Source organism: Photobacterium sp. 270122K (assembly GCF_059941365.1).
In genome coordinates this window covers 1-24,927 of record NZ_JBPOEN010000011.1, presented here as the reverse complement: position 1 = coordinate 24,927, position 24,927 = coordinate 1, and the positions used below count along the sequence as shown (strand labels likewise).

General features: G+C 51.9%; 16 protein-coding genes. 14 read left to right on the top strand and 2 right to left on the bottom strand.

Annotated elements, in window-relative coordinates; translation table 11 throughout:
• Positions 1–53: 53 nt before the first annotated feature.
• Together erpA and clcA are read right to left on the bottom strand one after the other, a co-directional pair.
• On the bottom strand, positions 54–395 hold the full coding sequence (gene erpA, locus ACSF8W_RS18465) for an iron-sulfur cluster insertion protein ErpA (protein WP_500848632.1): 342 nt from the start codon (positions 393–395) through the stop codon (positions 54–56).
• A 58-nt stretch (positions 396–453) separates the two neighbouring features.
• Positions 454–1,857, bottom strand: coding sequence for a H(+)/Cl(-) exchange transporter ClcA (gene clcA / locus ACSF8W_RS18460; protein WP_500848631.1), 1,404 nt, complete (start codon positions 1,855–1,857; stop codon positions 454–456).
• Positions 1,858–2,137: 280 nt separating this feature from the next.
• On the opposite strand from clcA, the gene hemL reads away from it, so the two are divergent.
• The 14 genes from hemL (at position 2,138) to ACSF8W_RS18390 (ending at position 24,771) form a co-directional block, all read left to right on the top strand.
• Complete coding sequence (gene hemL / locus ACSF8W_RS18455) at positions 2,138–3,436, top strand: glutamate-1-semialdehyde 2,1-aminomutase (RefSeq protein ID WP_500848630.1); 1,299 nt, start codon at positions 2,138–2,140, stop codon at positions 3,434–3,436.
• Between the two features lie 360 nt (positions 3,437–3,796).
• Positions 3,797–4,882: an AI-2E family transporter gene (locus ACSF8W_RS18450; protein WP_500848629.1), complete on the top strand. Its 1,086-nt coding sequence runs from the start codon at positions 3,797–3,799 to the stop codon at positions 4,880–4,882.
• 196 nt (positions 4,883–5,078) lie between these two features.
• The gene (gene rsmC, locus ACSF8W_RS18445) at positions 5,079–6,098 is read left to right on the top strand and encodes a 16S rRNA (guanine(1207)-N(2))-methyltransferase RsmC (RefSeq protein ID WP_500848628.1); all 1,020 of its coding nucleotides are present in this window, start codon (positions 5,079–5,081) and stop codon (positions 6,096–6,098) included.
• A 355-nt stretch (positions 6,099–6,453) separates the two neighbouring features.
• Positions 6,454–9,843, top strand: coding sequence for a response regulator (locus tag ACSF8W_RS18440; protein ID WP_500848627.1), 3,390 nt, complete (start codon positions 6,454–6,456; stop codon positions 9,841–9,843).
• A gap of 615 nt (positions 9,844–10,458) precedes the next feature.
• Complete coding sequence (locus ACSF8W_RS18435) at positions 10,459–12,138, top strand: ABC transporter substrate-binding protein (protein WP_500848626.1); 1,680 nt, start codon at positions 10,459–10,461, stop codon at positions 12,136–12,138.
• 139 nt (positions 12,139–12,277) lie between these two features.
• Positions 12,278–13,264, top strand: a complete 987-nt coding sequence (locus ACSF8W_RS18430; RefSeq protein ID WP_500848625.1) for an ABC transporter permease — start codon at positions 12,278–12,280, stop codon at positions 13,262–13,264.
• A 2-nt stretch (positions 13,265–13,266) separates the two neighbouring features.
• Positions 13,267–14,295, top strand: a complete 1,029-nt coding sequence (locus ACSF8W_RS18425; protein WP_500848624.1) for an ABC transporter permease — start codon at positions 13,267–13,269, stop codon at positions 14,293–14,295.
• Positions 14,295–15,266 carry an ABC transporter ATP-binding protein gene (locus ACSF8W_RS18420; protein WP_500848623.1) on the top strand — a complete coding sequence of 324 codons (972 nt, stop codon included), beginning with the start codon at positions 14,295–14,297 and terminating at the stop codon, positions 15,264–15,266. Before ACSF8W_RS18425 ends, ACSF8W_RS18420 begins: the two co-directional genes overlap by 1 nt.
• Before the next feature lie 21 nt (positions 15,267–15,287).
• Entirely contained in the window at positions 15,288–16,283 is a 996-nt protein-coding gene (locus ACSF8W_RS18415; protein WP_500848622.1) for an ABC transporter ATP-binding protein, read from the top strand.
• Positions 16,284–16,294: 11 nt separating this feature from the next.
• Complete coding sequence (locus ACSF8W_RS18410; protein WP_500848621.1) at positions 16,295–18,028, top strand: glycoside hydrolase family 9 protein; 1,734 nt, start codon at positions 16,295–16,297, stop codon at positions 18,026–18,028.
• Positions 18,029–18,032: 4 nt separating this feature from the next.
• Positions 18,033–18,908, top strand: a complete 876-nt coding sequence (locus ACSF8W_RS18405) for a glucosamine kinase nucleotide-binding domain-containing protein (protein WP_500848756.1) — start codon at positions 18,033–18,035, stop codon at positions 18,906–18,908.
• Positions 18,909–18,916: 8 nt separating this feature from the next.
• Positions 18,917–20,848: a beta-N-acetylhexosaminidase gene (locus tag ACSF8W_RS18400; RefSeq protein ID WP_500848620.1), complete on the top strand. Its 1,932-nt coding sequence runs from the start codon at positions 18,917–18,919 to the stop codon at positions 20,846–20,848.
• A 38-nt stretch (positions 20,849–20,886) separates the two neighbouring features.
• Positions 20,887–23,292: a glycoside hydrolase family 94 protein gene (locus ACSF8W_RS18395; protein WP_500848619.1), complete on the top strand. Its 2,406-nt coding sequence runs from the start codon at positions 20,887–20,889 to the stop codon at positions 23,290–23,292.
• A gap of 66 nt (positions 23,293–23,358) precedes the next feature.
• A complete protein-coding gene (locus ACSF8W_RS18390) occupies positions 23,359–24,771 on the top strand; it encodes a phosphoglucomutase/phosphomannomutase family protein (protein ID WP_500848618.1) in 1,413 nt (470 codons plus the stop codon).
• The last annotated feature ends 156 nt before the right edge of the window (positions 24,772–24,927 follow it).

Sequence of the window (24,927 nt, the reverse complement as noted above, 5' to 3'; positions counted from 1 at the left end):
ATTGCGGCTTTTCTTTATTCACCGTCCGTCCGGACATCGGTCGACGCTCAGGCTTAGACGCTGAACGACGCACCACACCCACAGGTGGTTGTCGCGTTAGGGTTATTCACGAAGAATCGCGACCCTTCCAGGCCTTCGGTGTAATCGACGGTGCCACCAATCAAGTACTGCAGACTCATTGGATCCACCACCAAGGTCACGCCACTGTTCTCAATGGTCGTGTCGCCCTCATTCACTTTTTCATCAAAGGTAAAGCCGTACTGGAAACCACTACAGCCGCCACCGGTGATGTAGACACGCAACTTCAGCTCTGGGTTTTCTTCCTCGGCGATCAGCGTTTTGACTTTATTCGCTGCCACATCAGAAAAACTTAGCGGCACATTGACATCGCTCATTAGAAACCTCTCACATTCTCGGTTATGGCCGTGATTATCTAATACCTGACTATCTCGTTCAAGTATTGACCACCGAAGAGGCCGCTTGTTGGGCCTTTTTTTCGCGTTCTATCGTCCGATGTAACAATTGTGAGTAAATCGGTTGCCCGCCCAACACTTGCGCCAACATGGTCGCCCCCAGCGTCGTTATCACCAACGGCACGATCAAGTGGTAGTTGTTGGTCATCTCAATCACCAATAACACGCCGGTGATTGGCGCACGTACCGTGGCGGCAAAGAGCGCGCCCATGCCCGCAATGGCAAATATACCCGGATCCAAGCCCAACTCCGGCATCCACCACTGCACCAAGGTACCGAAAAACGTGCCGAACAAAGTGCCCATCGCCAACATCGGAGCAAAAATCCCGCCGGGTGCGCCCGAGCCGAAACACAACAAGGTGGTGGCAACACGGGCCAAGAATAAAATCAGCAACAGGCTGATGCCGTACTCCCCATTGGTCGCCGTTGGGATCAAGGTGATCCCGCCGCCGGTTAATTCCGGTAAATACAGCAATAACAGCCCGAAGATACCGCCTAACACCGCTCCGACCATCAGGTAGCGGCGACGTTCGTTGCGGTGAATGCGCACAAACATATCTTGGGTCAGGGTCACAAGGCGATTAAACATCACCCCAAACACCCCGAAGATCATCCCCAACACCAAAAACAGCCACAATGACTCCAGCATCGGCGCATCGTATTGCGGCATGGTGATCACAGCTTCTTGCCCAGCAATGCTGCGGTAAACGATGTTAGCCATAATCGCCGAGATCATCACACATTTAATCGAGATCAGGCTGTAACGAAACTGCGGGCGCATTTCTTCGACCACAAACATGATCCCCGCCAGCGGCGCATTAAACGCCGCGGCTAAACCGCCCGCCGCACCAGACGCCAACAAGGCATGGCGACCTTCTTTGTCTTTCAGGCGAAAAATATCGGCGATCATGCAGCCAATGTTACCGCCCATCTGCACCGACGGTCCTTCACGGCCCAGTACCATGCCGGAGCCCAGTGCGCCCAGCCCGCCGATGAATTTCACCGGCAGCACACGCCACCAGCGCACGGGACGCATGCCGTCCATCGCCCCTTCAATTTCCGGGATCCCAGAGCCGCCCGCTTCCGGCGCAAAACGGTGAACAAGGTAATAGCCCAGTACCGCTAACAAGGCGCTGATCAAAAACGCGGATAACCACAACGGCAAGGCACTAGTGAATTCATTGCGCAGCCACACGGTGCGCTGATCCGCCACCCAATGCACGCCAATCTCAAACAAGGTCGACAGCAACCCCGCCCCCAGCCCAACCAGTGCTGACAGCAGCAACACTGACAGTGGGGTTTTATCGCGAGAAAGAAAACGCCGAACTAAGCCACTGGGCTGATGCCGCTCAGGCGCGGGTGTACCTTGATTGTTATCCGTCATGCACGTGCCGTCATTGTGTATATGTGAACAGACCCCGTTGCGGGGCGTAAGTGAGGGTGCGCATCGCAAGAAGCGCTAATGCCAAGGATAGCGGACAGACGGCGAATTTTACATCGACAGAGATGAAAACTAGCATTGCATCCCTGCAAGCCCTTGCCACATTTCGGGACGTACGGAAGCCACAGCGCCCCCGTACACATGCCACTAATTGAAAGCCCCTGAGAGCCTAGGTACAATGCCGACAGTTCAAATCGGACAGTTATCAATACAGGACATCATAATGAGCAAGTCAGCTGATTTATTTGCCAAAGCACAACAAACGATCCCAGGGGGTGTTAACTCACCGGTTCGTGCCTTCGCCGGTGTTGGCGGCAGCCCGCTTTTCATCGAACGCGCCGACGGTGCTTACATCTTTGATGCCGATGGCAAAGCCTATATTGACTATGTTGGCTCATGGGGTCCGATGATCCTGGGTCACAACCACGTGGCGATCCGCGATGCTGTGATCAAAGCTGCCCAGCAAGGCCTCAGCTTTGGCGCACCAACCGAAATGGAAATCACCATGGCGGAATTGGTGAGCAAGCTGGTACCGTCAATGGAAATGGTGCGCATGGTAAGCTCTGGTACAGAAGCGACCATGAGTGCGATCCGTCTTGCACGTGGTTACACTGGCCGTGACAAAATCATCAAGTTTGAAGGCTGTTACCACGGCCACGCTGACTGCTTGCTGGTAAAAGCAGGCTCTGGCGCGCTAACACTGGGCCAGCCAAGCTCGCCGGGTGTCCCTGAAGATTTCGCCAAGCACACCCTAACGTGTACGTTCAACAGCGTTGACTCTGTCCGCGAAGCGTTCGAAGCACACCCAGAACAAATCGCGTGTATCATCGTGGAGCCTGTCGCGGGCAACATGAACTGCATCCCACCGGTACCGGGCTTCTTGGAAGGTCTGCGTGCACTGTGTGACGAATTCGGCGCCCTGCTGATTTTGGATGAAGTGATGACGGGCTTCCGTGTTTCGCACGGCGGCGCACAAGGTTACTACAACATCAAACCTGACCTGACCACACTGGGTAAAGTGATCGGCGGCGGCATGCCTGTCGGCGCATTCGGTGGCCGTCGTGACGTGATGCAATACATTGCGCCAACCGGTCCGGTTTACCAAGCGGGTACCCTGTCAGGTAACCCTGTTGCCATGGCTGCCGGTTTTGCCTGTCTGAACGTGTTGACCAAAGACGGTCACGAAGCGCAGCTAAACACAACAACCCGTCGTTTAGCAGAAGGCTTCCAGGCATTGGCTGACAAATACAGCGTGCCATTAGTGACCAATCAAGTGGGCGCGATGTTCGGTTTCTTCTTTACCGATCAAGCGGCTGTGACTTGCTACGACGAAGTGGCATTGTGTAACGTGGAGCGCTTCAAGCGTTTCTTCAACCTGATGCTAGAAAAAGGCGTGTACCTGGCACCATCCGCCTTCGAAGCGTGCTTCACCTCTCTGGCGCACAGCGACAAAGAAATCGAAGCGACACTGGACGCAGCAGAGTACGCGTTTGCAACGATTGCAGCGGAAGCCAACGCGTAATCCGTCTTTTTTCACAAGACATACACAAACGTGATACGCAAAAGCCGCTCTCAAGAGCGGCTTTTTTATGTGTGTCGGTGTACCCGTGCTATCTGAAACAGTTTACGGCTGCCAGAAAAACAACGCCAAGCCCACGAATCCCATCAATATCCACACCGCCAACGGCACACGCTTTAGCAGATGTTTTTTCTTGTCGTTACCGCAATCACAGCATCCCATTTCATTCTCCGTCGAGTTTCTCGCGCACATTCAACAGCTAATCATTGCCTCTGGCGTATTGCAGTGCAATCATTAGCCCAAGCAACAATAAGATCAGGCTATTCTCAGCCATTATCTGCGCTTTTTTGGAAGGACGCTACCGTGCCAAAAACCTTTAAAATTGAGTCACGCCACTGGATGTTGATTGCCGCCTTGGCACTCGCTTCCTTTGCCAGCTATCAACTCATACAGCCGTACATCGGCCCGATCGTGATGGCATTTATCATCTCGCTGCTCTATTACCCGCTGCATTGCCGCATGGCGAACTGGATGCCACGATCGCCAAACTTGTCTGCCGTGCTGTCATGCACCCTGCTGACCTTTATGATCATGATCCCCTTATTGGTCGTGTTCAGCTCCATCATTCATCAAGGCACCACCTTCTCAAAAGAGAGCTACACCTGGCTCACCCAAGGCGGGGTGGAAACGGTGTTATCTCACCCGTATGTGGTCAAACTGTTTGCCTTGATCGAGAAATACTCCCCGTTTGAGCCACTCAATACCCAAGCGGTGATCCAGAAAGTCGCGACCATGGCCTCGAAGTTCGGCGCGCAACTACTCAACGTCAGCGCCAAAATTTTAGGGGATGCCACCAGCTTCCTGATCAACTTCATGCTGATGCTGTTTGTACTCTTCTTCTTATTGCGTGATCACGACACCATCGTGTCAGCCATTCGCCATGTGCTACCGCTGTCTCGCAGCCAAGAAGACGCCGTGCTAAATGAAGTGGAAGAAGTGGCGAAGTCTGCGGTACTGGGCTCACTCTTGACGGCGCTCGCACAAGGTTTTGCCGGTGGTTTTGCCATGTGGCTCTCCGGGTTCCCCGGCTTATTCTGGGGCTCGATGATGGCGTTTGCCTCGCTGATCCCCGTGGTCGGCACCGCGCTGATCTGGCTCCCGGCCAGTATCTACCTGCTGCTGACCGGCCAATGGGAATGGGCACTGTTCTTGGCTGCGTGGGGGGCGATTGTGGTCGGCTCCATCGATAACTTCTTGCGTCCATTGCTGATGCAAGGCAGTTCGGGCATGAGCACCTTGCTGATTTTCTTCTCTATCATCGGCGGCTTGCATGTCTTCGGCTTGATTGGCCTGATCTACGGCCCGATCATCTTTGCTGTCACCTTGGTGCTGTTCAAGCTGTATGAAGTCGAATTCCAAGACTTCCTCAGCCACCAAGATCAACGCTAAGTCATCCATCACTGGCGACAGGGCATTGCCCTGTCGCCAGTGATCCGTTTCTCTGGTGTCAGCCTCCCTAACATCAACACTGACGCCTGCGCTAACAATGACACGCCCCCCCTCGGTACTGCCACTTTTCTTATCCCCCGATTTGTGGAACAATCGCGCCCCAACTCACTTACCACACACCCTTTTCGAGGCCGTTATGTCTTATTGTGCAGCAAGCGAAGTCGCCGTCCGCCAACTGGAATTTTTTGAGAACCGCCATGTCTTGGTTGCCGGCGAACTGTCCGACACATTCCCTGTTGAGCTTGCGCAAACCGCCGCCTCTGTCACGGTGTTCACCACCAACTTCGGTTACCACCGCAGCCTGAGTAAACACAGCGCTGTGACGACCGTTTTCGGTGCGGAATTCACCGCCGACGCAACCGTGGACATGATCCTGCTGTACTGGCCAAAAGCCAAAGCAGAAGCCGAATACTTATTGGCGATGCTACTGGCCAAATTTGGCCCAGGTACGGAAATCTGTGTGGTCGGTGAAAACCGCAGTGGCGTACGCAGCGCCGAAAAACTGTTTGCCGCCTTTGGCCCGCTGACAAAATACGATTCCGCCCGTCGTTGCAGTTTTTACTGGGGCCGCTGTGAGCACGCCGCGCCCGCGTTTAACATCAACGACTGGTTCCGCAGCTACCCGCTGAACGTGGCCAACACCAACATAACGATCCGCTCACTACCGGGCGTATTCAGCCACGGTGAGTTTGATAAAGGATCAGAGTTGTTACTAGAGACCTTACCGACGCTGTCCGGCAAGGTGCTGGACTTTGGCTGTGGTGCTGGTGTGATCGGCGCCGTCATGAAAACCAACAACCCAGCGATTGATCTAGAACTGTGTGACATCAGCGCGCTGGCCATTGCCTCGGCACAAGAAACATTCCGTGTGAACCAGTTGGAAGCCCGCTTCACCGCCACCGATGTGTACGCGAGCTTGCCAGACAGCTATGACTACTTGATCAGTAACCCACCGTTTCATGCTGGCCTGAAAACCTTCTATGCGGCGACAGAAAGCTTCATCGCACAAGCGCCAGCACACCTTAACAGCGAAGGCCAACTGATCATCGTCGCCAACAGCTTCTTGCGTTACCCGCCATTGATTGAAGAAAGCCTGGGCAACTGCACCATCAGCGCGAAAAATAACAAATTCAACATCTACACCGCGCAAAAATAAACGGATTGGCCGAGCCTTGCTGCTCGGCCTTTTTATACGTACGATTTCCCTCTTACCGCCTTTTCTGAACCGTCACGCTTCCCTGTCTCTCCTCGTGTGTTTTGAGTCATTCTGGGCAAATCCTTCGCCGTTCACTCCGTAAATACCGTCAAAATTGTGTGACGCTACACGGTTCCCCGATCCCTTCCTTGCCTCAGCAAAAAAACAACGTATAAAAAGGGACATGGTGATTTACCGGTTTTCACTCTCGTTAATTTCGTCAATTTTTTCGGTAAAAAACGCCAAATAACAATGGGTAAAGCCGCGGCTTATCCGTTTTTTTGTTTTTATCCCACAGGTAATTTCAGGCACCGGAATGCAGAAGACTACCCGTTTCAAGCGCCTTCAACACACGTTAATGTTGGCGTTTTTAGTATTGAGTATCACCCCATTAACCCTCTCCGCCCTTTTCTTTCTGAATTCTCACAGCACCGATCTGGAAGAGCAAAGCACCAACCATTTGGCATCGCTGCTCGACAACAAACGCACCCAGCTCAACAGCTTTTTTGCCGCACGAGAATCGGAAGTGCAGAGCTTTGCCCGCTCCGAATTGGCCAATGCCAGTGGCGGCCGCTTCTATGGGTTAGTCGGCGCCTATCATCAACTTGGGGATCTGTCAGTGGCGCTGGAAACCACCAGCCGCAGTCGCTATTACACCGAAACCCTGACGACTAAATCTCTCAATACCCAGCACAATGGTAACTATGTCGGCCATGAACGCTATCGTCTGATGTACAAGCGCTACAACTGGGCCTATGACGAATACCTTAAACGCTCCCCGTTTACGGATATTTTGCTGGTCGATATTAAGGGCAACATTGTCTATTCCGCCCATAATCCCGATACGTTCAGCATCAATCTGCAGCAAACAACCCACGCTTACCCCGCACTAAGCCAGACCTTTGCCGCCATTCAGCAGCAAACCGACAACGCCAAAGACGAGCAAGACCGCGTCCCGGTGGTGTTTACCGATTTCAGTCGTGAGCCGGGCCAGCAAGATCTCTCAGCCTGGTTCGCCGCCCCGATCATTCAGCAAGGTTACTTGCACAGTTACGTCTTCTTTAAGCTCAGTAACGCGTCGCTGCAGCAGATTTTGAACGAATCCGACATGGGTAATCACTCGGTGCAAACCCTGCTGATCGGCCACGATCACCGCTCTCGCCTGCCGATGGTGACAGACAAGCCGCTGACCTATTCCAGCCCGAGCATTGATCAGGCACTGGTCGGTGACAGCGGTGTCGGCCGTTTTGCCAATTTTAACGGCGTGCCGGTACTGAGTGCCTTTACCCCTTTCCCTATCATGGACGGGACCCCGTGGGCGCTGATCGTCGAATTACCGGAGGAAGAGGCCTTTGCCCGCATTCGCCAGCTGGAAATCATCTTCTGGGTGGCCATGCTCACCGCCATCGTACTGGTGATCATTGCCTCACACTGGCTGTCCAATTCCATCACTGCCCCGCTCTTGCGCTTAACCTGGGCGGCCGAACGCGCATCGGCAGGGGATTTGGAGCAGAAGATTGAAAGTACTGAACGCAGCGATGAAATCGGTCGCCTTGCGGTCAGCTTTGCCCGCATGCAGTCTTCCATCCGTGAAAAAATGAGCCTGATCCGCAAGCAAAATACCGAGCTGGAACAGAACCTCACGGTGATCCAACAGAAAAACAAAGAGCTACAAACCGCCGATAAACTGAAAGATGAATTCTTGGCGACCACCTCGCACGAACTGCGCACGCCGCTCCATGGCATGGTCGGGATCGCCGAATCCTTGCTCGCGGGAGCCAACGGGCCAGTACAGCGTTCACAGCGTCGCCAGTTGGAAATCATGATCAGCAGCGGCCAGCGCCTGACCAACTTGGTCGATGATCTGCTCGATTACCACAAAATGCGCTACGGTGACATGGACATTCAGCGCCACGCAGTGGATGTCTCTTCGGCGGTGCGTCTGGTACTGGAACTGTCGAGCCACCTACTGGGCACCAAACCGGTACGCATCATCAACCAAATTCCTGACGATTTACCGCCGGTGCTGGCCGATGAGCAGCGCCTTGAGCAGGTGTTGTATAACTTGGTCGGCAATGCCATAAAGTACACCTCTGAAGGGAAAATCATCCTCTCCGCGACCATGCTGGAGAATCAAATTCGGATTCAGGTAGTGGATACCGGCCAAGGGATCCCTGCCGAACAGCTGGAGCACATCTTTGAACCCCTGATCCAAGCCAACACCCATTCGGCCAACTACCGTCAGGGCTCGGGGCTTGGGCTGTCCATCAGCCGCCAGTTGATTGAACTGATGGGCGGACGCTTGTATGTCAGCAGTCAGCCAATGATCGGCACCACCTTCAGTTTCACGCTGAACCTGGCTTCAGAAGATGACATCGCCAGCAGCCAGCTGTCTCACCGAGGCCTGCATTTCCAAGCACCCGCAGCAGAAACCGCGTTCTGTGAGACAGAATCGATTGCCGAAAACCCAGACGGTGAGCTGCTACTGATCGTCGATGATGAACCGGTGAACCTGCAAGTGCTGAATAATTTCTTACGCTTGGAAGGCTACCGCGTGATCACGGCAGAAAACGGCGCGCAAGCGATGAAATTGGTGGAAAGCCACGAGCCTGCGTTGATGCTGCTAGATATCATGATGCCGGAAATGTCAGGCTATGAAGTGTGTGAGCAGCTCCGCCAGCAATACGATGTATTAGCGTTACCGATTATCATGCTGTCGGCATTGGGACAAGTACAAGACCGGATCCGCGGCTTTGAATGCGGCGCCAATGATTACCTGACCAAGCCGTTTAATAAAGAAGAGCTCATTGCGCGTATCGGGGCACACTTAAAAGCCGGTCAAACCGAGCGCCAGCGCCACGAAAATGCACGGCTAGCCGAAGAAATTCAACGCCGTGAACAAGTGGAAGCGGGGCTCATCGAAACCCAAGGCCGCTTGCTGGGGCTACTCGAGTCAACCAATGAAGCCATCATCTGTGTGCAAAGCGGCGGGCGTATTCGCTACGCGAACGGCGCGGCGGGCGCCTTATTTGGCCGCGCCCCTGAGCAGATAGAACGCCACCAAATCGACGATATCCTCGCGACCCATCTGCCGGACGACATCAGTAACAGCCACCATTTCCACGGCAGCCTGATGTTCCGCATCGGCGATGGATTAACCGCACTCGATACCGATGTGATCAATTTACCGGAGGAATCGGGCCTGCTGCGCATGTTCATTTTTGACAACCATGGGCCAACAGAAGAACACCGCATCCAAGTGCTAGAAAAAGCCGTTGAGGTGCTGTCCGGCTTTGCCTTTAACCGTGACCGTCACCAACTCGATACCCTGCGTCATCTGGGCGATGAGTTCAGTGATTTGGCTGACAAACTCGATACCGATGGCAAAAGCCGCGGCGATACGTTACGCGAGTTGCTGGTTGAAATCATGAAACACACCCTCAAAGTGTGGGAGAGCAGCAACCACAAGAGCAAATTTGAATTGGCTGAAGAAAGTGGCCTGTGGCGAGTCTACCTTGACCGCAGTACGCTGCAAACGCGCACGCTGGATAAATACTTGCATGTCGAAACCTTACCCAAAACCCCACGTTGGCGCACGGTCCTCAGTACCATCGACTTTGTGTTAGAACGCAGTCACAGCCACCCTGAAGGCCGCAAGCAACTGGTCAAAATGAAAGAACAGCTACAGCAGCTTATTCATCAATAGCGGCCACAGACGCCCGTATCCAACCGCCCTAGCCTGCTCACCGAGCAGGCTTTTTTCTGCCTCAAAATATCACTTTAAAACCGCAAAAAAACGGTTTTTACCGAACCGAAATAACGGTCAAAAACCCTCCAATAAGGGGCTACCCGCCATGAAAAACGCCAGATCAAGGAAAATGTTTCAGTTTATGAGAAGCCAATCACAACAAATCCAGACCAAAAATTTTCCGGAAGGAATTAACCCTAAGAAATAACGCCGTTACATTCACAGAGAAAAATAAATACCGTAAGTTACTGTTTTTTTATTGAAAATAGCAACAGACACCAAAATGTAACGAGGAGCGCCGAATGTGATATTGAGCACAAGCACATCCCAACCCAGCGTAAGATCACACTCGATAATTAACGTTTTTTACGGATGAATGACGGGATTTGACGTTTTTAACGGGAAGTTAGATTGACCGAATTGTTATTCCGGAGTTTCCTAAGGGCACTAAGAGCCTACAAGGCCATTCGAATTGGGTCGCGTTACTCACCCCAGACGAAGTAGGCTCTGCAGCTCCCCGTAGTTACGGGGCTTTCAATAAGTGAAACAAAAAGCAAAGAGTAAGGAACAGCTATGCTTGCCAATATAAAGAAAACTCAGTTAGCCATGGCAGTGATTGCCGCAGCCGCATCTGCATTAACCGCTCCAGTAGTTTCTGCAGCTGAACGTAGTGAGCTAACAATCGTACCTCAGTTCTACCCTACAATGGTGCGTAACTTTAACCCATTCCTAGATACAAGCCTGCATACAACAACTGAGTTCATGTACGAACCTCTTGTTATCTTCAACCAAATGCACGGTAACGAGCCGGTTATGCGCTTGGCGAAAGACTACTACATGTCTGACGACCTAATGCAAGTAACCTTCGAAATGCGTGACGGCCTAAAATGGTCTGATGGCAAACCGCTAACTGCACACGACGTGGCTTACACCATCGAGTTGCTACAGCAGAAGCCTGAGCTAGACCGCACCGGTATCAACGCATGGGTGAAAGGCGCTAAAGTTCAAGGCAACAAGGTTATTTTTGACCTAACTGAAGCAACGTCAAACGCACCGTTTGAAATCGCTAAAGTATCGTTTGTTCCTAAGCACATCTGGAGCAAAGTGAAGAACCCTGAGTCATTCGCGAACGAAAACCCAGTAGGTTCTGGTGCATTCACCACGATTGACACCTTCACCCCTCAGCTATACATCCAGTGTCAGAACCCGAACTACTGGGATAAAGCAAACCTAGACGTTGACTGTCTACGTATGCCTCAGATCGCAGGTAACGACCAGCTTCTTGCTAAAGTGATCAACTCTGAGCTTGACTGGACTTCATCGTTCATTCCTGACATCGACAGCACTTACGCAGCAGCGAACCCGAACCACAAGTACTGGTACCCAGCAGCAGGTACTCAGTCATTCCTTGTGAACTTCAAGTCGCCAAACAAGGGCAACCACGAAGCGATCAACAACGTTGATTTCCGTCGCGCGTTCTCTATGGCGATTGACCGTCAAACCATCATTGACATCGCTTTCTACGGTAACGGTTCACCAAACGATTATGCGTCTGGCCTAGGCGACGCGCATAAGAGCTGGTCTGATGCTTCTGTGTACAACAAGTACAAAGGCTTCAACACCTATGACGCGAAAAACGCGAAAGCATTGTTGAAGAAAGCAGGCTTTAAAGACGTAAACGGTGACGGCTTCGTTGAAACCCCAACCGGTAAAGAAATCGTATTTGAAATCATCTCGCCAAACGGTTGGACTGACTTCAACAACACCGTTCAGCTAGGTGTTGAGCAGCTACAAGAAGTGGGCATCAATGCGAAAGCACGTACGCCTGACTTCGCTGTATACAACAAAGCAATGCAAGACGGTACGTACGATGTTGCTTACACCAACTACTTCCTAGGTGCGGATCCACACACTTACTGGAACGATGGTTACAACTCTGCGCTACAAGAAGGTGAAGGTAAGCCACGTTTCGCGATGCACCACTTCAAGAATGCTGAGCTAGATAAGCTACTAAACAGCTTCTACAAAACGGCAGACCGTAAAGAGCAGCTAGAAATTGCTCACGGTATCCAGAAGATCATCGCTGAAAACCAAATCACTGTTCCTGTTATGACAGGTGCGTTTAACTTCCAGTACAACACCACTCGTTTTGACGGTTGGTGGAACGAAAACAATCCTAAAGGCCGTCCAATGATTTGGGCTGGTGTTCAGGAGCGTATCCTTCAAGTGCTAGACCTTAAGCCAAAAGCGTAATTTCTGCTTAAATTGCGGTGCGCGCCTTGCGCACCGCCTCTTCCCCCTCTTTAACTGTCAAGCATGGCGCTAGTCGTCAGGGGGTTTTTCGTCCTGAATCCAGCCTCGGGAGTGTGGTTGGTATGGAAAGGTGTGAGTTATGGGATTTTTTCTACGACGTTTATCATTTTACTTCATAGCGTTCCTCGTGGCCGCTACGATTAACTTCATTATACCGCGTGCGATGCCTGGTGACCCCGTTACCATGATGTTTGCTAACGCCACGGTACAGGTAACCCCTGAGCGTATTGCGGCAATGACCAAACTATTAGGTTTCGTCGATGGCCCGCTGTACGAGCAATACTTTACGTACCTAAAAAGTATCTTGAGCTGGAACCTGGGTATTTCTATCCAGACCTACCCACAAACCGTTAACGACATGTTGGGTAACGCCGTAGGTTGGTCACTGTTCCTTGCAGGTACTGCGGTTGTTTTGTCTTTCTGTATCGGTTCTATCCTCGGCATTTTCGCCGCTTGGAAGCGCGGCAGTAAGTACGATGCCTTTATTTCTCCAGCCATGTTGGTTGTGCAGGCGGTGCCTGCTGTTGTAACCGCCATGCTGGCACTTTACACCTTTGCCATCGGCTTAAAATGGTTCCCTTCCGGTTATGCCTACACCCCAGGTGTGGTTGCCGACTGGACAAGCTGGGCGTTCTACAAAGATATTCTTCACCATGCTGTGCTACCGCTTATCTGTGCCACCATCATTCAGATTGGCGGCTTCTTGATCAGCATGCGTAACAACATGATCAACCTGCTTAACGAAGACTACATCACCATGGCGAAGGGTAAAGGCCTGAGTGAGAACCGCGTTGTCTTCAACTACGCAGCACGTAACGCCATGCTACCAAGTGTCACTGCCTTGTCTATGGCATTGGGTATGGCTATCGGTGGCCAGTTGATCATCGAAATCATCTTTAACTACCCAGGTCTGGGTACGGTACTGCTAAACGCCATCAATGGCCGTGACTACCAGGTACTGCAAGGCCAGCTACTGATCATGACCCTGTTTATGCTGTTCTTTAACTTCTTAGCGGACTTGCTGATTGTAGCCCTTGACCCACGTCTACGTAAGGGAGGCAAATAATCATGAAAGCCTTAATCAAATTACTGTCAAACAACGGCAAGGCCCTGTGTGGCCTGATCATTATCGCTATCTTTATCTTTGGTGCGGCGTTTGCGCCATTTATCACCGAACACGCACCAGACCGTAAAAGTGGTAACCCACATGAATACCCTGCGTTTGTGGTAAAAGCCGCGCAGAGCAACCCTGAAGGTTGGATTGCTGAGAACCTGGCTGATAACAAGCGTACGCTGCTGATGTCGAAAAAAGCAGAACACGTACTGGGCACCTCACGCATGGGCCGTGATATTTGGTCTCAGGTGGTGTACGGCACACGTACGTCACTGGCGGTCGGCTTCAGTGCCGGTATCGTGGTGTGTTTCTTAGCAACCGTTATCGGTGTCTCTGCGGGCTACTTCGGGGGACGTATTGATGACGTACTTACCGCCGCAATGAACATCATGCTGGTTATTCCACAGTTCCCACTGCTGTTTGTTATTGCAGCCTTTATCGGGCAGGCAGGGCCACTCACGATTGCCATTGTCATAGGGATGACCTCCTGGGCCTGGGGTGCACGTGTGGTCCGAGCGCAAACCTTGTCTTTGCGTGAGAAAGAGTTTGTTAAAGCAGCAGAAGTACTGGGTGAATCTTCATGGCGCATCATCTTCGTTGAGATTCTACCGAACCTTGTTTCTATCGTCGGCGCAAGCTTCATCGGCTCTGTAATGCTGGCCATTATGACCGAAGCCACCTTGTCATTCCTTGGCCTTGGTGACCCAAGCTCTATCAGCTGGGGTGTGATGCTGAACAACGTACGTACGTCATCGTCTATGTTGGTTGGCGCATGGTGGGAACTATGGGCTCCGTGTATTGCCTTGATTTTCATCGCGATTGGTCTAGCGCTTCTGAACTTCGCAGTCGATGAAATTGCTAACCCACAGCTACGCTCGCACAAAGGCATGCGTCGCTGGAAAAACCTTGCTGAACAGAAAAATGCAAAAGCCGCTGACGCTGTCGTAACAGCTAAGCCAGCCCTTGAAGGGGGAGAGAAATAATGACGAACCCACAAATCTCCATTCGCAACCTGTGTGTTGATTACATCACAGAGTCCGGCGATGTGCGTGCCGTAAACAATGTCAGCTTTGACATTGGTAAAGGCGAAATCTTTGGCCTGGCCGGTGAGTCAGGCTGTGGGAAGTCCACCGTTGCCTTCTCGCTCATGCGCCTGCATAAGCCGCCTGCATTCATTACCGGTGGTGAAGTGATTTTTGATGGCCACGGCGACATTCTAAAACTCAGTGATAACGACATGACGGCCTTCCGTTGGAGCCAGATGTCGATGGTGTTCCAGAGTGCGATGAACGCCCTGAACCCAGTATTGACGATGGAAGAGCAGTTCTGTGACGTGATCATGCGTCACACCACGCTTAACCGTCAGCAGGCTATCCGCCGTGCGGAAGGCTTACTGGAAATCGTTGATATTCACCCGAACCGTTTGCGTGACTACCCGCACCAGTTCTCAGGTGGCATGCGTCAGCGTTTGGTTATCGCCATTGCGCTGGCCCTGAACCCGAAAATGATCATCATGGATGAGCCGACAACGGCCCTTGACGTAGTGGTACAGCGTGAGATTTTGCAAAAGATCTACGCCCTGAAAGAAGAGTTTGGTTTCTCTATCTTGTTTATCACCCATGACCTGTCGTTGATGGTCGAGTTCTCTGACCGCATCGGCATCATGTATTCCGGTGAGTTGATTGAAGTTGCGCCGTCTAAGCAGATTTTGGAAGCCCCTTTCCACCCTTACACTGAAGGGTTGGGCAGTTCATTCCCACCGTTAACCGGGCCGAAAACCCGTTTAACCGGGATCCCGGGTAACCCGCTTAACCTGTTGGAAGTCCCGACAGGCTGCCGTTTCCAAGCACGTTGCAGCAAAACGCATGACGCTTGTTTCACACAAGCCACGCAGCTTTGCCAAATTGAACCAGGCCGTTTAAGCAACTGCCACCTATTCACGAAGCGCAGTTAATAAGAAGAATAAGGAGGCATGATGAGCAAGCCAACTGGACAACCGATTATTGAAGGGAAGAACCTGATCAAGGACTTCCAAATCAGCAGTAACTCGCTGAAAAAACCGTTCATGCGAGCGATTAACGACGTGTCGTTCAAGATGTACAAAAGCCGTGGTCTGTCTGTGGTCGGTGAATCCGGCTCAGGTAAATCCACCACAGCCAAAATGATCGCCAAGATGTATGCGCCAACACAAGGCCACATTGAATACTTCGGCCGTGACATTGCAGACATCAAGAAAAAAGACGATTTGATGCAATACCGTCAAGGTGTGCAGATGGTATGGCAGGACCCGTTTGGGTCGCTGAACCCTACTCATACTATCTTCCACCACATTGCACGCCCTTTGCTTATTCATAACAAAGTCAGCAAAGGCAACAAGAAAGAATTGGAAGAAACGGTATACAACCTGCTAGAGCAAGTGGGTCTGATCCCACCGAAAGCCACGGCGGAAAAATACCCGCACCAGCTTTCTGGTGGTCAGCGTCAGCGTGTCAACCTCGCGCGTAACATTGCCGTGGGTGCTGAAGTGGTACTGGCTGATGAGCCAACCTCTATGCTTGACGTCTCTATCCGTGCGGGTGTTTTGAACCTGATGGAAGAGATGAAGTTCGAGCGTGAAATGGCTCTGCTTTACATCACGCACGATATCGCAACGGCGCGTTACATCGCTGAAGATTTGGCGGTGATGTATGTCGGTCACATGGTGGAATGGGGTGACACGGATGAAATCATCCATGATCCACAACACCCGTACACCCAGCTACTGGTGTCAGCCGTACCGGATCCGAAGAAATCGATCCATGAAAAGCTAAAAGGCAACAAGGGTGAAATTCCACTTTGGACACCTGACAGTGTGGGCTGCCCATTTGCGGGCCGTTGTACACATGCCACCGCAAAATGTAACCACGCCCTACCGGGTGTGACACAGCTGTCAGAGAACCACTTTGTCCGCTGTTACCTATACGAAAAATAATTGGAGCAACAATGCAGCTGTTAACGAACCACTTGGGCTATGAACGTTTTGGTGCCAAACAAGCCATACTGCAGGCAGAGACCGAGCTAACCCTCACCACTGCCGATGTATTATGCAGCCAACGTGCAACGCCCATTATGCAGCTGCCTCTCAAGGCCTGTGGTCCGGTAGACCAATGGCACACCGGCTACACCTACTCCATGGACTTCACCGCACTGGATCAGTGCGGTGAATTCCGCCTTCGCGTTGGAGAGGTGGTATCTGCGCCATTTGTGATTGCCGAGGGGCTTTTAATGCATCGCACATTCAGCGATGTGCTTCACTACTTTAAATCCCAGCGCAGCGGCGGCAAGTTTGACCAAGCCGATCGCAACGCCCCGATACTCGGCAGTGATCTCACTGTGGATGCCCATGGCGGCTGGTACGATGCCTCCGGTGATGTGAGCAAATACTTTAGTCACCTCTCCTATGGCAACTATTTTAACCCTCAGCAGACCCCGATGATCGTCTGGAACATGCTGATGGCCTTTGAACAATTGGCAGACGACGATGGCGTGGCGAATTTCACCCGCGTTCGCCTATTGGAAGAAGCATTGCACGGGGCGGATTTCCTGCAGCGTATGCAAAGCCCGGATAGCTTCTTCTATATGACGGTATTTGATAAGTGGAGCAAAGACACGCAGCAGCGTGATATTTGCTCTTACGCCACCCAAGCGGGCGTCAAGTCAGAGGATTATCACGCCGGTTTCCGTCAAGGTGGCGGCGTCGCCATTGCAGCATTAGCCTTTGCTGCCCGCACGCTGACCCAACCAACCGCGCACGCCTTAGGCTTTGACGCGGACGCCGCGTCAACGTATCTCGCCAGTGCCGAACGCGGTTACTGGCACTTGGTGGAAATGAACACCCAGTACCTGAACGACGGCACGGAAAACATCATTGATGAGTACTGTGCCTTGTTGGCCGCGACGGATCTGTTCCGCGCCAGTGAAGATGCTCGCTACCTAAGCGAAGCACGCCGCTGGGCCAACCGCTTGGCAGCCCGCCAAATGAGCGATGACAACATCGCCCATTTCTGGTCAGCCAATGCCGACGGCAGTCGCCCGTATTTCCATGCAGCAGAAGCCGGCCTTCCGGTGATCAGCTTGTTGCGTTACCTCAACATCGAAACCGATGACGCACAGCAGCAAGCGATCACAACCGTGGTCGAGCAAGCCTTGCAATTTGAACTGACCCTGACCGCCGAAGTGGCGAACCCGTTTGGTTACCCACGCCAGTACGTGAAAGCGGTGGATGGCGACAAACACAGCGCCTTCTTTGTGCCGCATAACAATGAAACCGGATACTGGTGGCAAGGGGAAAATGCCCGTTTGGCCTCATTGGCCAGCATGGCTTACCTTGCCTGTCAGTACGCAACCGTCACCACCTGTCACGCCGCCTTGCGCACTTACGCACAGCGCTTGACAGATTGGCTGTTGGGACTGAACCCGTTTGATATTTCTATGCTCGACGGTCATGGGCGCAACAACCCAGATTATTTGCCCGAGTTAGGCTTCTTCAACGCCCGTGGCGGTGTCTGTAATGGCATCACCAGTGGCTTTGAAAACGAGCACGATATCGCCTTTAACCCACAGCCTCAGGCGGAAGATATCCTGCAAAACTGGCGCTGGGGGGAACAATGGATCCCACACGCGGGTTGGTATCTGCTTGCCATCACGCTGCAATTTAAGGAGCGCCATTGTGACTAAATCTATTCGCTACTACGTCGGTGTTGACGGCGGCGGCACCTCTTGCCGCGCCCGCATTACCGATCTTAACGGCACCCTGTTAGGCGAAGCGAAAACCGGCAGTGCCAATATCATGCTCGGCGGTACCGTCGCCATGCAATCGATCCAAGATGCGATCGCGACAGCGGCGGAATTAGCCGGCCTCGGTAACGAAAGTTTTGCAGAGATGGCGGTGGGATTAGCGTTGGCGGGCGCCGAACAACAAGCGTCATGGCGTGAATTTATGTCGCTGCCCCACCCTTATGCCCACGTGACCCTCAATACGGATGCGTACGGGGCATGCCTAGGTGCATGGGCGGGCAATGACGGTGCGATTTTAATTGCAGGCACCGGCTCTTGCGGGATCTTTTTGTCACAAGGTCAGCAACACATTGTCGGTGGCCGTGAGTTCCCGATTTCAGACCAAGGCGGCGGTGCCGTCATGGGATTACGTTTGATCCAACAGGTGTTATTGGCGGTGGATGATATCCGCCCGATGACCCCGTTGGCTTCGCAAGTACTGGCACACTTCCAACATGACATTGACGCCATCGTCAGTTGGTCTAAAACCGCCCGTCCTTGTGATTACGGTCAGTTCTCACCGGCTATCTTTGCCCATGCACAGCAAGGCGATGCACTCGCCATTGAACTACTCAGCCAGACCGCGCGCGATGTAGAAATGTGGATGCAAGCATTGGTCGCCCGTGGCGCAGAACACATTTGCTTAATGGGCAGCATTGCGGAGCGGATCATTCCTTGGCTCACACCGCCGATGCAGCAACGCGTTGCCAAACCGCTTGGTGATGCCATGGACGGGGCTCTTGCGATGGCAAAGGGTCACCACGATCTGTATCAATTATGAGTGCAACTATGAGCTATCGTCTTGATCTCACAGTGATTGAACAACAAGAGCGTCAATCACGCTTTGCCTTAACGTTACACAACCTCACGGATCGCCCCGTCGAGGGTTGGTCGCTGCATTTTGCGATTGGTCGCTGGATCAGCGCTGATACGCTCACGACAGGCAGCCTTGAACAGGTCGGCAGTTACTGCATTCTGACCCCTGAAACGGGTGATGCATTGGCGCCAAACAGCCACTTTTATACCGAGTTTAGCGTCGGTACCGCCCCATTCACGCTATTCGATGACGGGATCCCTGATGCGTTTCTCAGCACCGCCAGCAAAGGCAGCTTTATTACACCGATGCCGGTTGAAGTGACCACCATTAACTTGCAGGGCGCAAACTCGGATCGTTTCAATACGCCGTTACCGGCAGCCAAAGCGATCTCGCTGATCCCTGAGCCGCAATCCATGCAGCTGTTAGACGGCCATTTTCGTCTAACACAGCATACGGCCATCACGCCGGCACATGAAAAAGCGGCAGGCAGTTGTCGCTGGCTACAAGACGAATTACAGACTCTGTTGCACGAGCCGATGCCGGTGCGTGACAACGGCCATATCAGCTTCCAATACTGCGCCCAGCTCCAAGAAGGCGCTTATCATTTGCTGATTGAACAAGAGCACATTTGGCTGCAAGCCGGTTCAGAAGCCGGCTTTGCCCATGCCGTGGCGTCACTGCTCCAACTGATCCCGGTACAACCGAGCCATCAAGCACAAGCGGCCTACATGCTACCCATGGTCGAAGTGCAGGATGCACCGCACTACGGTTACCGCGGGTTCATGCTTGATTGTGCCCGCCATTTCCACAGTATCGACCGGATCAAGTTCCTGCTCGATAACTTGGCGCGTTACAAATACAACACCTTCCATTGGCACCTGACCGATGACGAAGGCTGGCGCATTGAGATTGACGCTTACCCTGAACTGACACGCATTGGCGCATGGCGCGGGCCGAACGAAGCGATTGTCCCGCAGTTTACGACCATCAGCCAACGCTACGGTGGCTACTATACCAAACAAGAGATCCGCGATGTGATTGCTTATGCCGCCGACCGCGGGATCAGTGTCATTCCGGAAATTGATATCCCTGGCCACTGCCGCGCCGCGATCCGTTCACTGCCAGATTTGCTGGTGGACCCACAAGATCGATCAAAATATCGCAGCATTCAGGGCTACCCTGATAATATCTTGTCGCCCGCACTGAAAGGCACATATACCTTCTTAACCAATGTGTTAGATGAGGTTTGTGATCTCTTCCCTGCCCCTTATGTGCACATTGGGGCCGATGAAGTACCGGTCGGCGTATGGACAGACAGCCCGGCTTGTCATGCCCTCATGGCGGAGCACGGCTACACCGATCCAAAAGAGCTCCAAGGCCATCTTTTGCGTTTTGTTGAAGAGCATTTAGCCAGTAAAGGCAAAACCATGATGGGTTGGGAAGAAGCCACTGATGGCGACAAGGTCAGCAAAGACACCGTGATTTTCTCATGGCGCAGCGAAGAAGCAGGCCAAAAGTGCGCGCAAGCCGGCTTCAACGTGGTTATGCAACCGGCACAGTACACCTATCTCGATTTGGCGCAGGGTTTTTCTGCCGACGAACCGGGCGTGGACTGGGCCGGTAAGTTGCCCTTGGATCATGTGTACAGCTACCGCCCATTGGCGGATCTGCCGCACGATGATCCGGCACATCAGAACATCAAAGGGGTACAAGGTGCCCTGTGGTGTGAATTGGTCAACAACCAAAGTCGTTTTGAATACATGCTTTATCCCCGCTTACTGGCCGTGGCTGAAATCGGTTGGACAGCACCAGAAAAACGTAGTTGGCCCGACTTTAAGGCTCGCTTAAAGGGTCAGCTGCCATACCTAGACAAGGTAGGCATTAATTACCGTCGCTGCGAGTAAGACGCAGAACAAAGATTACACTTAAAGGATTGAAAAAAATGAAATACGGTTATTTTGATAATGACAACAGAGAGTATGTGATCACGCGTCCCGATGTGCCTGCGCCTTGGACCAACTATCTAGGTACGGAAAAGTTCTGCACCGTCATTTCTCATAATGCGGGCGGCTACTCGTTCTACAATTCACCTGAGCACAACCGCGTGACGAAGTTCCGTCCAAACGCTACCTTCGATCGCCCAGGACACTACGTCTACCTGCGTGATGATGAAACGGGTGATTACTGGTCAATCTCATGGCAGCCAGTAGCAAAGAGCCTCGACGAAGCGAGCTACGAAGTGCGTCACGGCCTGTCTTACTCGAAATTCAAGTGTGACTACAACGGCATTGAAGCGACCAAGACACTGTTTGTACCAAAAGGTGAAGATGCCGAAGTTTGGGATGTTGTAATCAAAAACACATCTGATAAACCACGTACCATCAGTGCGTTCTCTTTTGTTGAATTCTCGTTCAGCCATATCCAATCAGATAACCAAAACCACCAGATGTCTTTGTACTCTGCGGGTACGTCTTACAACGATGGCGTGATCGAATACGATCTTTACTACAACACCAACGATTTCGAAGGTTTCTACTACCTAGCATCAACGTTTGACCCAGATTCATACGACGGTCAACGTGATAGCTTCCTTGGCGCATACCGCGACGAAGCCAACCCGCTAGCTGTAGAACAAGGTAAGTGTTTCAACACGGCACAAACGTGTTACAACCACTGTGGTTCTCTACATAAGCAATTTGTTATTCAGCCAGGCCAAGAAGTGCGCTTTGCTTACATCCTAGGTATCGGTAAAGGCAACGGTGAGCGTCTACGTGCGAAATACCAAAACTTGGCTGAAGTTGATAACGCATTCGCGGGCATCAAAGCACACTGGGAAGAGCGTTGCGCGAAGTTCCAAGTGAAATCGCCAAACGAAGGCCTTGATACCATGATCAACACATGGACGCTGTATCAAGCAGAAACGTGTGTTGTATGGTCGCGCTTCGCGTCGTTCATTGAAGTGGGTGGCCGTACCGGTCTGGGCTACCGTGATACCGCACAGGATGCGATCTCTGTGCCTCATGCTAACCCAGCCATGACCCGTAAGCGTCTGGTTGACCTACTTCGTGGTCAGGTGAAAGCCGGTTACGGTCTGCACCTGTTCGATCCAGATTGGTTCGATCCTGAAAAAGCCGATGTTAAACCGTCTAAATCACCAACGGTAGTGCCTACCCCATCGGATGAAGACAAGATCCACGGCATCGACGACACCTGTTCAGATGACCACCTATGGATCGTACCTACCATCTGTAAATACGTGATGGAAACGGGCGAGCACAGCTTCTTCAACGAAATGATCCCTTACGCTGACGGTGGCCTAGCGACAGTATACGACCATATGAAAGCCGCATTGGATTTCTCGGCGGAATACGTTGGCCAAACCGGTATCTGTAAAGGTCTTCGTGCAGACTGGAACGACTGTCTAAACTTGGGTGGCGGTGAGTCTTCCATGGTGTCATTCCTCCACTTCTGGGCACTGCAAGAATTCATCGACCTAGCGAAATTCCTAGGCAAAACTGAAGATGTTGATAAGTACACCGTGATGGCTGCCAACGTGCGCGAAGCGTGTGAAACGCACCTGTGGGATGACGAGGGTGGCTGGTACATCCGTGGTCTAACCAAAGACGGTGACAAGATCGGTACTGCGCAGCAAAAAGAAGGCCGCGTACACCTTGAGTCAAACACGCTAGCAGTACTGTCTGGTGCCGTTGCACAAGACCGTGGCGAGAAAGCGATGGATGCTGTCGATGAGAACCTGTTCTCTGAGTACGGCCTACACCTGAACTCACCGTCATTCGCGACACCGAACGATGACATCGGTTTCGTGACACGCGTATACCAAGGCGTAAAAGAAAACGGCGCAATCTTCTCACATCCAAACCCATGGGCGTGGGTAGCAGAAGCGAAGCTAGGCCGTGGTGACCGTGCAATGAAGTTCTACGATGCACTGAACCCGTACAACCAAAACGACATCATTGAGAAGCGTATCGCTGAACCGTACTCTTACGTACAGTTCATCATGGGTCGTGACCACCAAGATCATGGTCGTGCAAACCACCCATGGCTAACAGGTACATCAGGTTGGGCTTACTTTGCGGTAACGAACTTCATTCTGGGTGTACGTACTGGCTTTGATGGTCTGACTATCGATCCATGTATCCCAACCAACTGGCCGGGCTTTGAAGTATCACGTCAGTGGTTAGGGGCGACCTACCAAATTAAGGTAGAAAACCCAGATAACGTCAGCAAAGGCGTGAAAACTATCCTTCTCAACGGTGAGCAAGTGAACGGCGTGGTTGCACCACAGCCAGAAGGCTCTGTGAACACCGTTACAGTGATCATGGGCTAAGACTTTTCGGGGCGCCTTTTGCGCCCCACTTTCCAGTTTATCTACGAGAGAAATAGGAGTTCCATCATGATTCAGTTTGGAACCGGTGGCTGGCGCGCCTTTATTGGTGAAGAGTTCACTAAAGATAACGTTCGCCTTGTGGCCCAAGCACTATCTAACATCATTAACGATGAAAACGTCGCCGATCGTGGCTTCATCATCGGTTATGATCGTCGCTTTCTGTCTGACAAAGCGGCCTGTTGGTTTTCAGAAGTTCTAGCGGCAAATAACATTAACGTCAGCTTCATCGACAAGTTTGTTCCAACCCCTATCGTCATGTTTGAAGCCAAAGAACGTAACTGTGCCTACTCCGCCTGTATTACGGCATCGCACAACCCGGCTGACTACAACGGCATTAAGATTTTCATCGAAGGTGGCCGTGATGCTGATGAAATCATCACGCAAAAAGTGGAACAGCAAATCGCGACACTGACCGCGGATCAAATCAAAAGTGTCGACTTTGAACAAGCGATTGATGAAAAGCTGATTGAAATCATCAACCCAATGAATGCGTTTGTTGATTCAATCATTAACTTCATCGACATTGAAGCGATCAAAAAAGCTAATCTACGCGTACTGATCGACCCAATGTTTGGTGTGGCGAAAAATGCCCTACAAACCGTATTGATCAATGGTCGCTGTGAAGTGGACGTGATCAACGATGGTAAAAACCCCGACTTTGGTGGCCTTATGCCATCACCTAGTGCGGCAACCCTTTACCGCCTGATGCATATCGTCGCTCACGAAGGTTACGACATCGGTATCGGTACGGATGGGGATGCTGACCGTCTGGGTATCATCGATGAAAAAGGTCACTTTATTCATCCGAACGAAGTCCTGATCCTGCTTTACTACTACTTGTTGGAATACAAAGGCTGGAAAGGCTCTGTGGTGCGTAACATCGCAACCACGCACATTCTTGACAAGATCGCCGCAGATCACGGCGAGAAGAGTTTTGAAGTGCCTGTCGGCTTTAAGCACATCAGCTCACAAATGGAAGCCGATGACTCGCTGATCGGTGGTGAAAGCTCCGGTGGCTTGACCATTCGTGGTCACATCAAAGGTAAAGATGGCGTGTTCGCCTCAAGCCTATTGGTTGAGATGATTTCAGTGACGGGCAAGAAATTGTCTGAGCTGCTTGATGAAATCTACGGCAAATATGGCTACGCCTATACTGCCGAAGGCGACTGCAAGTTCAAGCCGGCACACAAAGACGCACTTTACAGCAAGATCTATGTCGATAAGCTCCTGCCTGAATTCGATTTTGAGATTGAAAAAGTCAGCTACGAAGACGGTGCCAAAGTGTACTTTAAGAACGGCGGTTGGGTGATCGCGCGCTTCTCGGGTACAGAACCGTTACTACGTATCTTTGCTGAAATGGCAGACAAAGAAACTGCAGAGCGCGTCGTCGAGCAAGTGAAGCTATTTTTGAACGTGTAACCTGAACACATACTTTGCTACACCACTGCCGTAGCAAAGTAGAGGTTATATGTTGAACCAACAGTAACATGCGGCATAGCTGTTACATTACGTTAGCCAATCTATTGGCATGAACGACAAGGGTAGCCCAGCTACCCTTTTTTCTTTTCTGCAGAC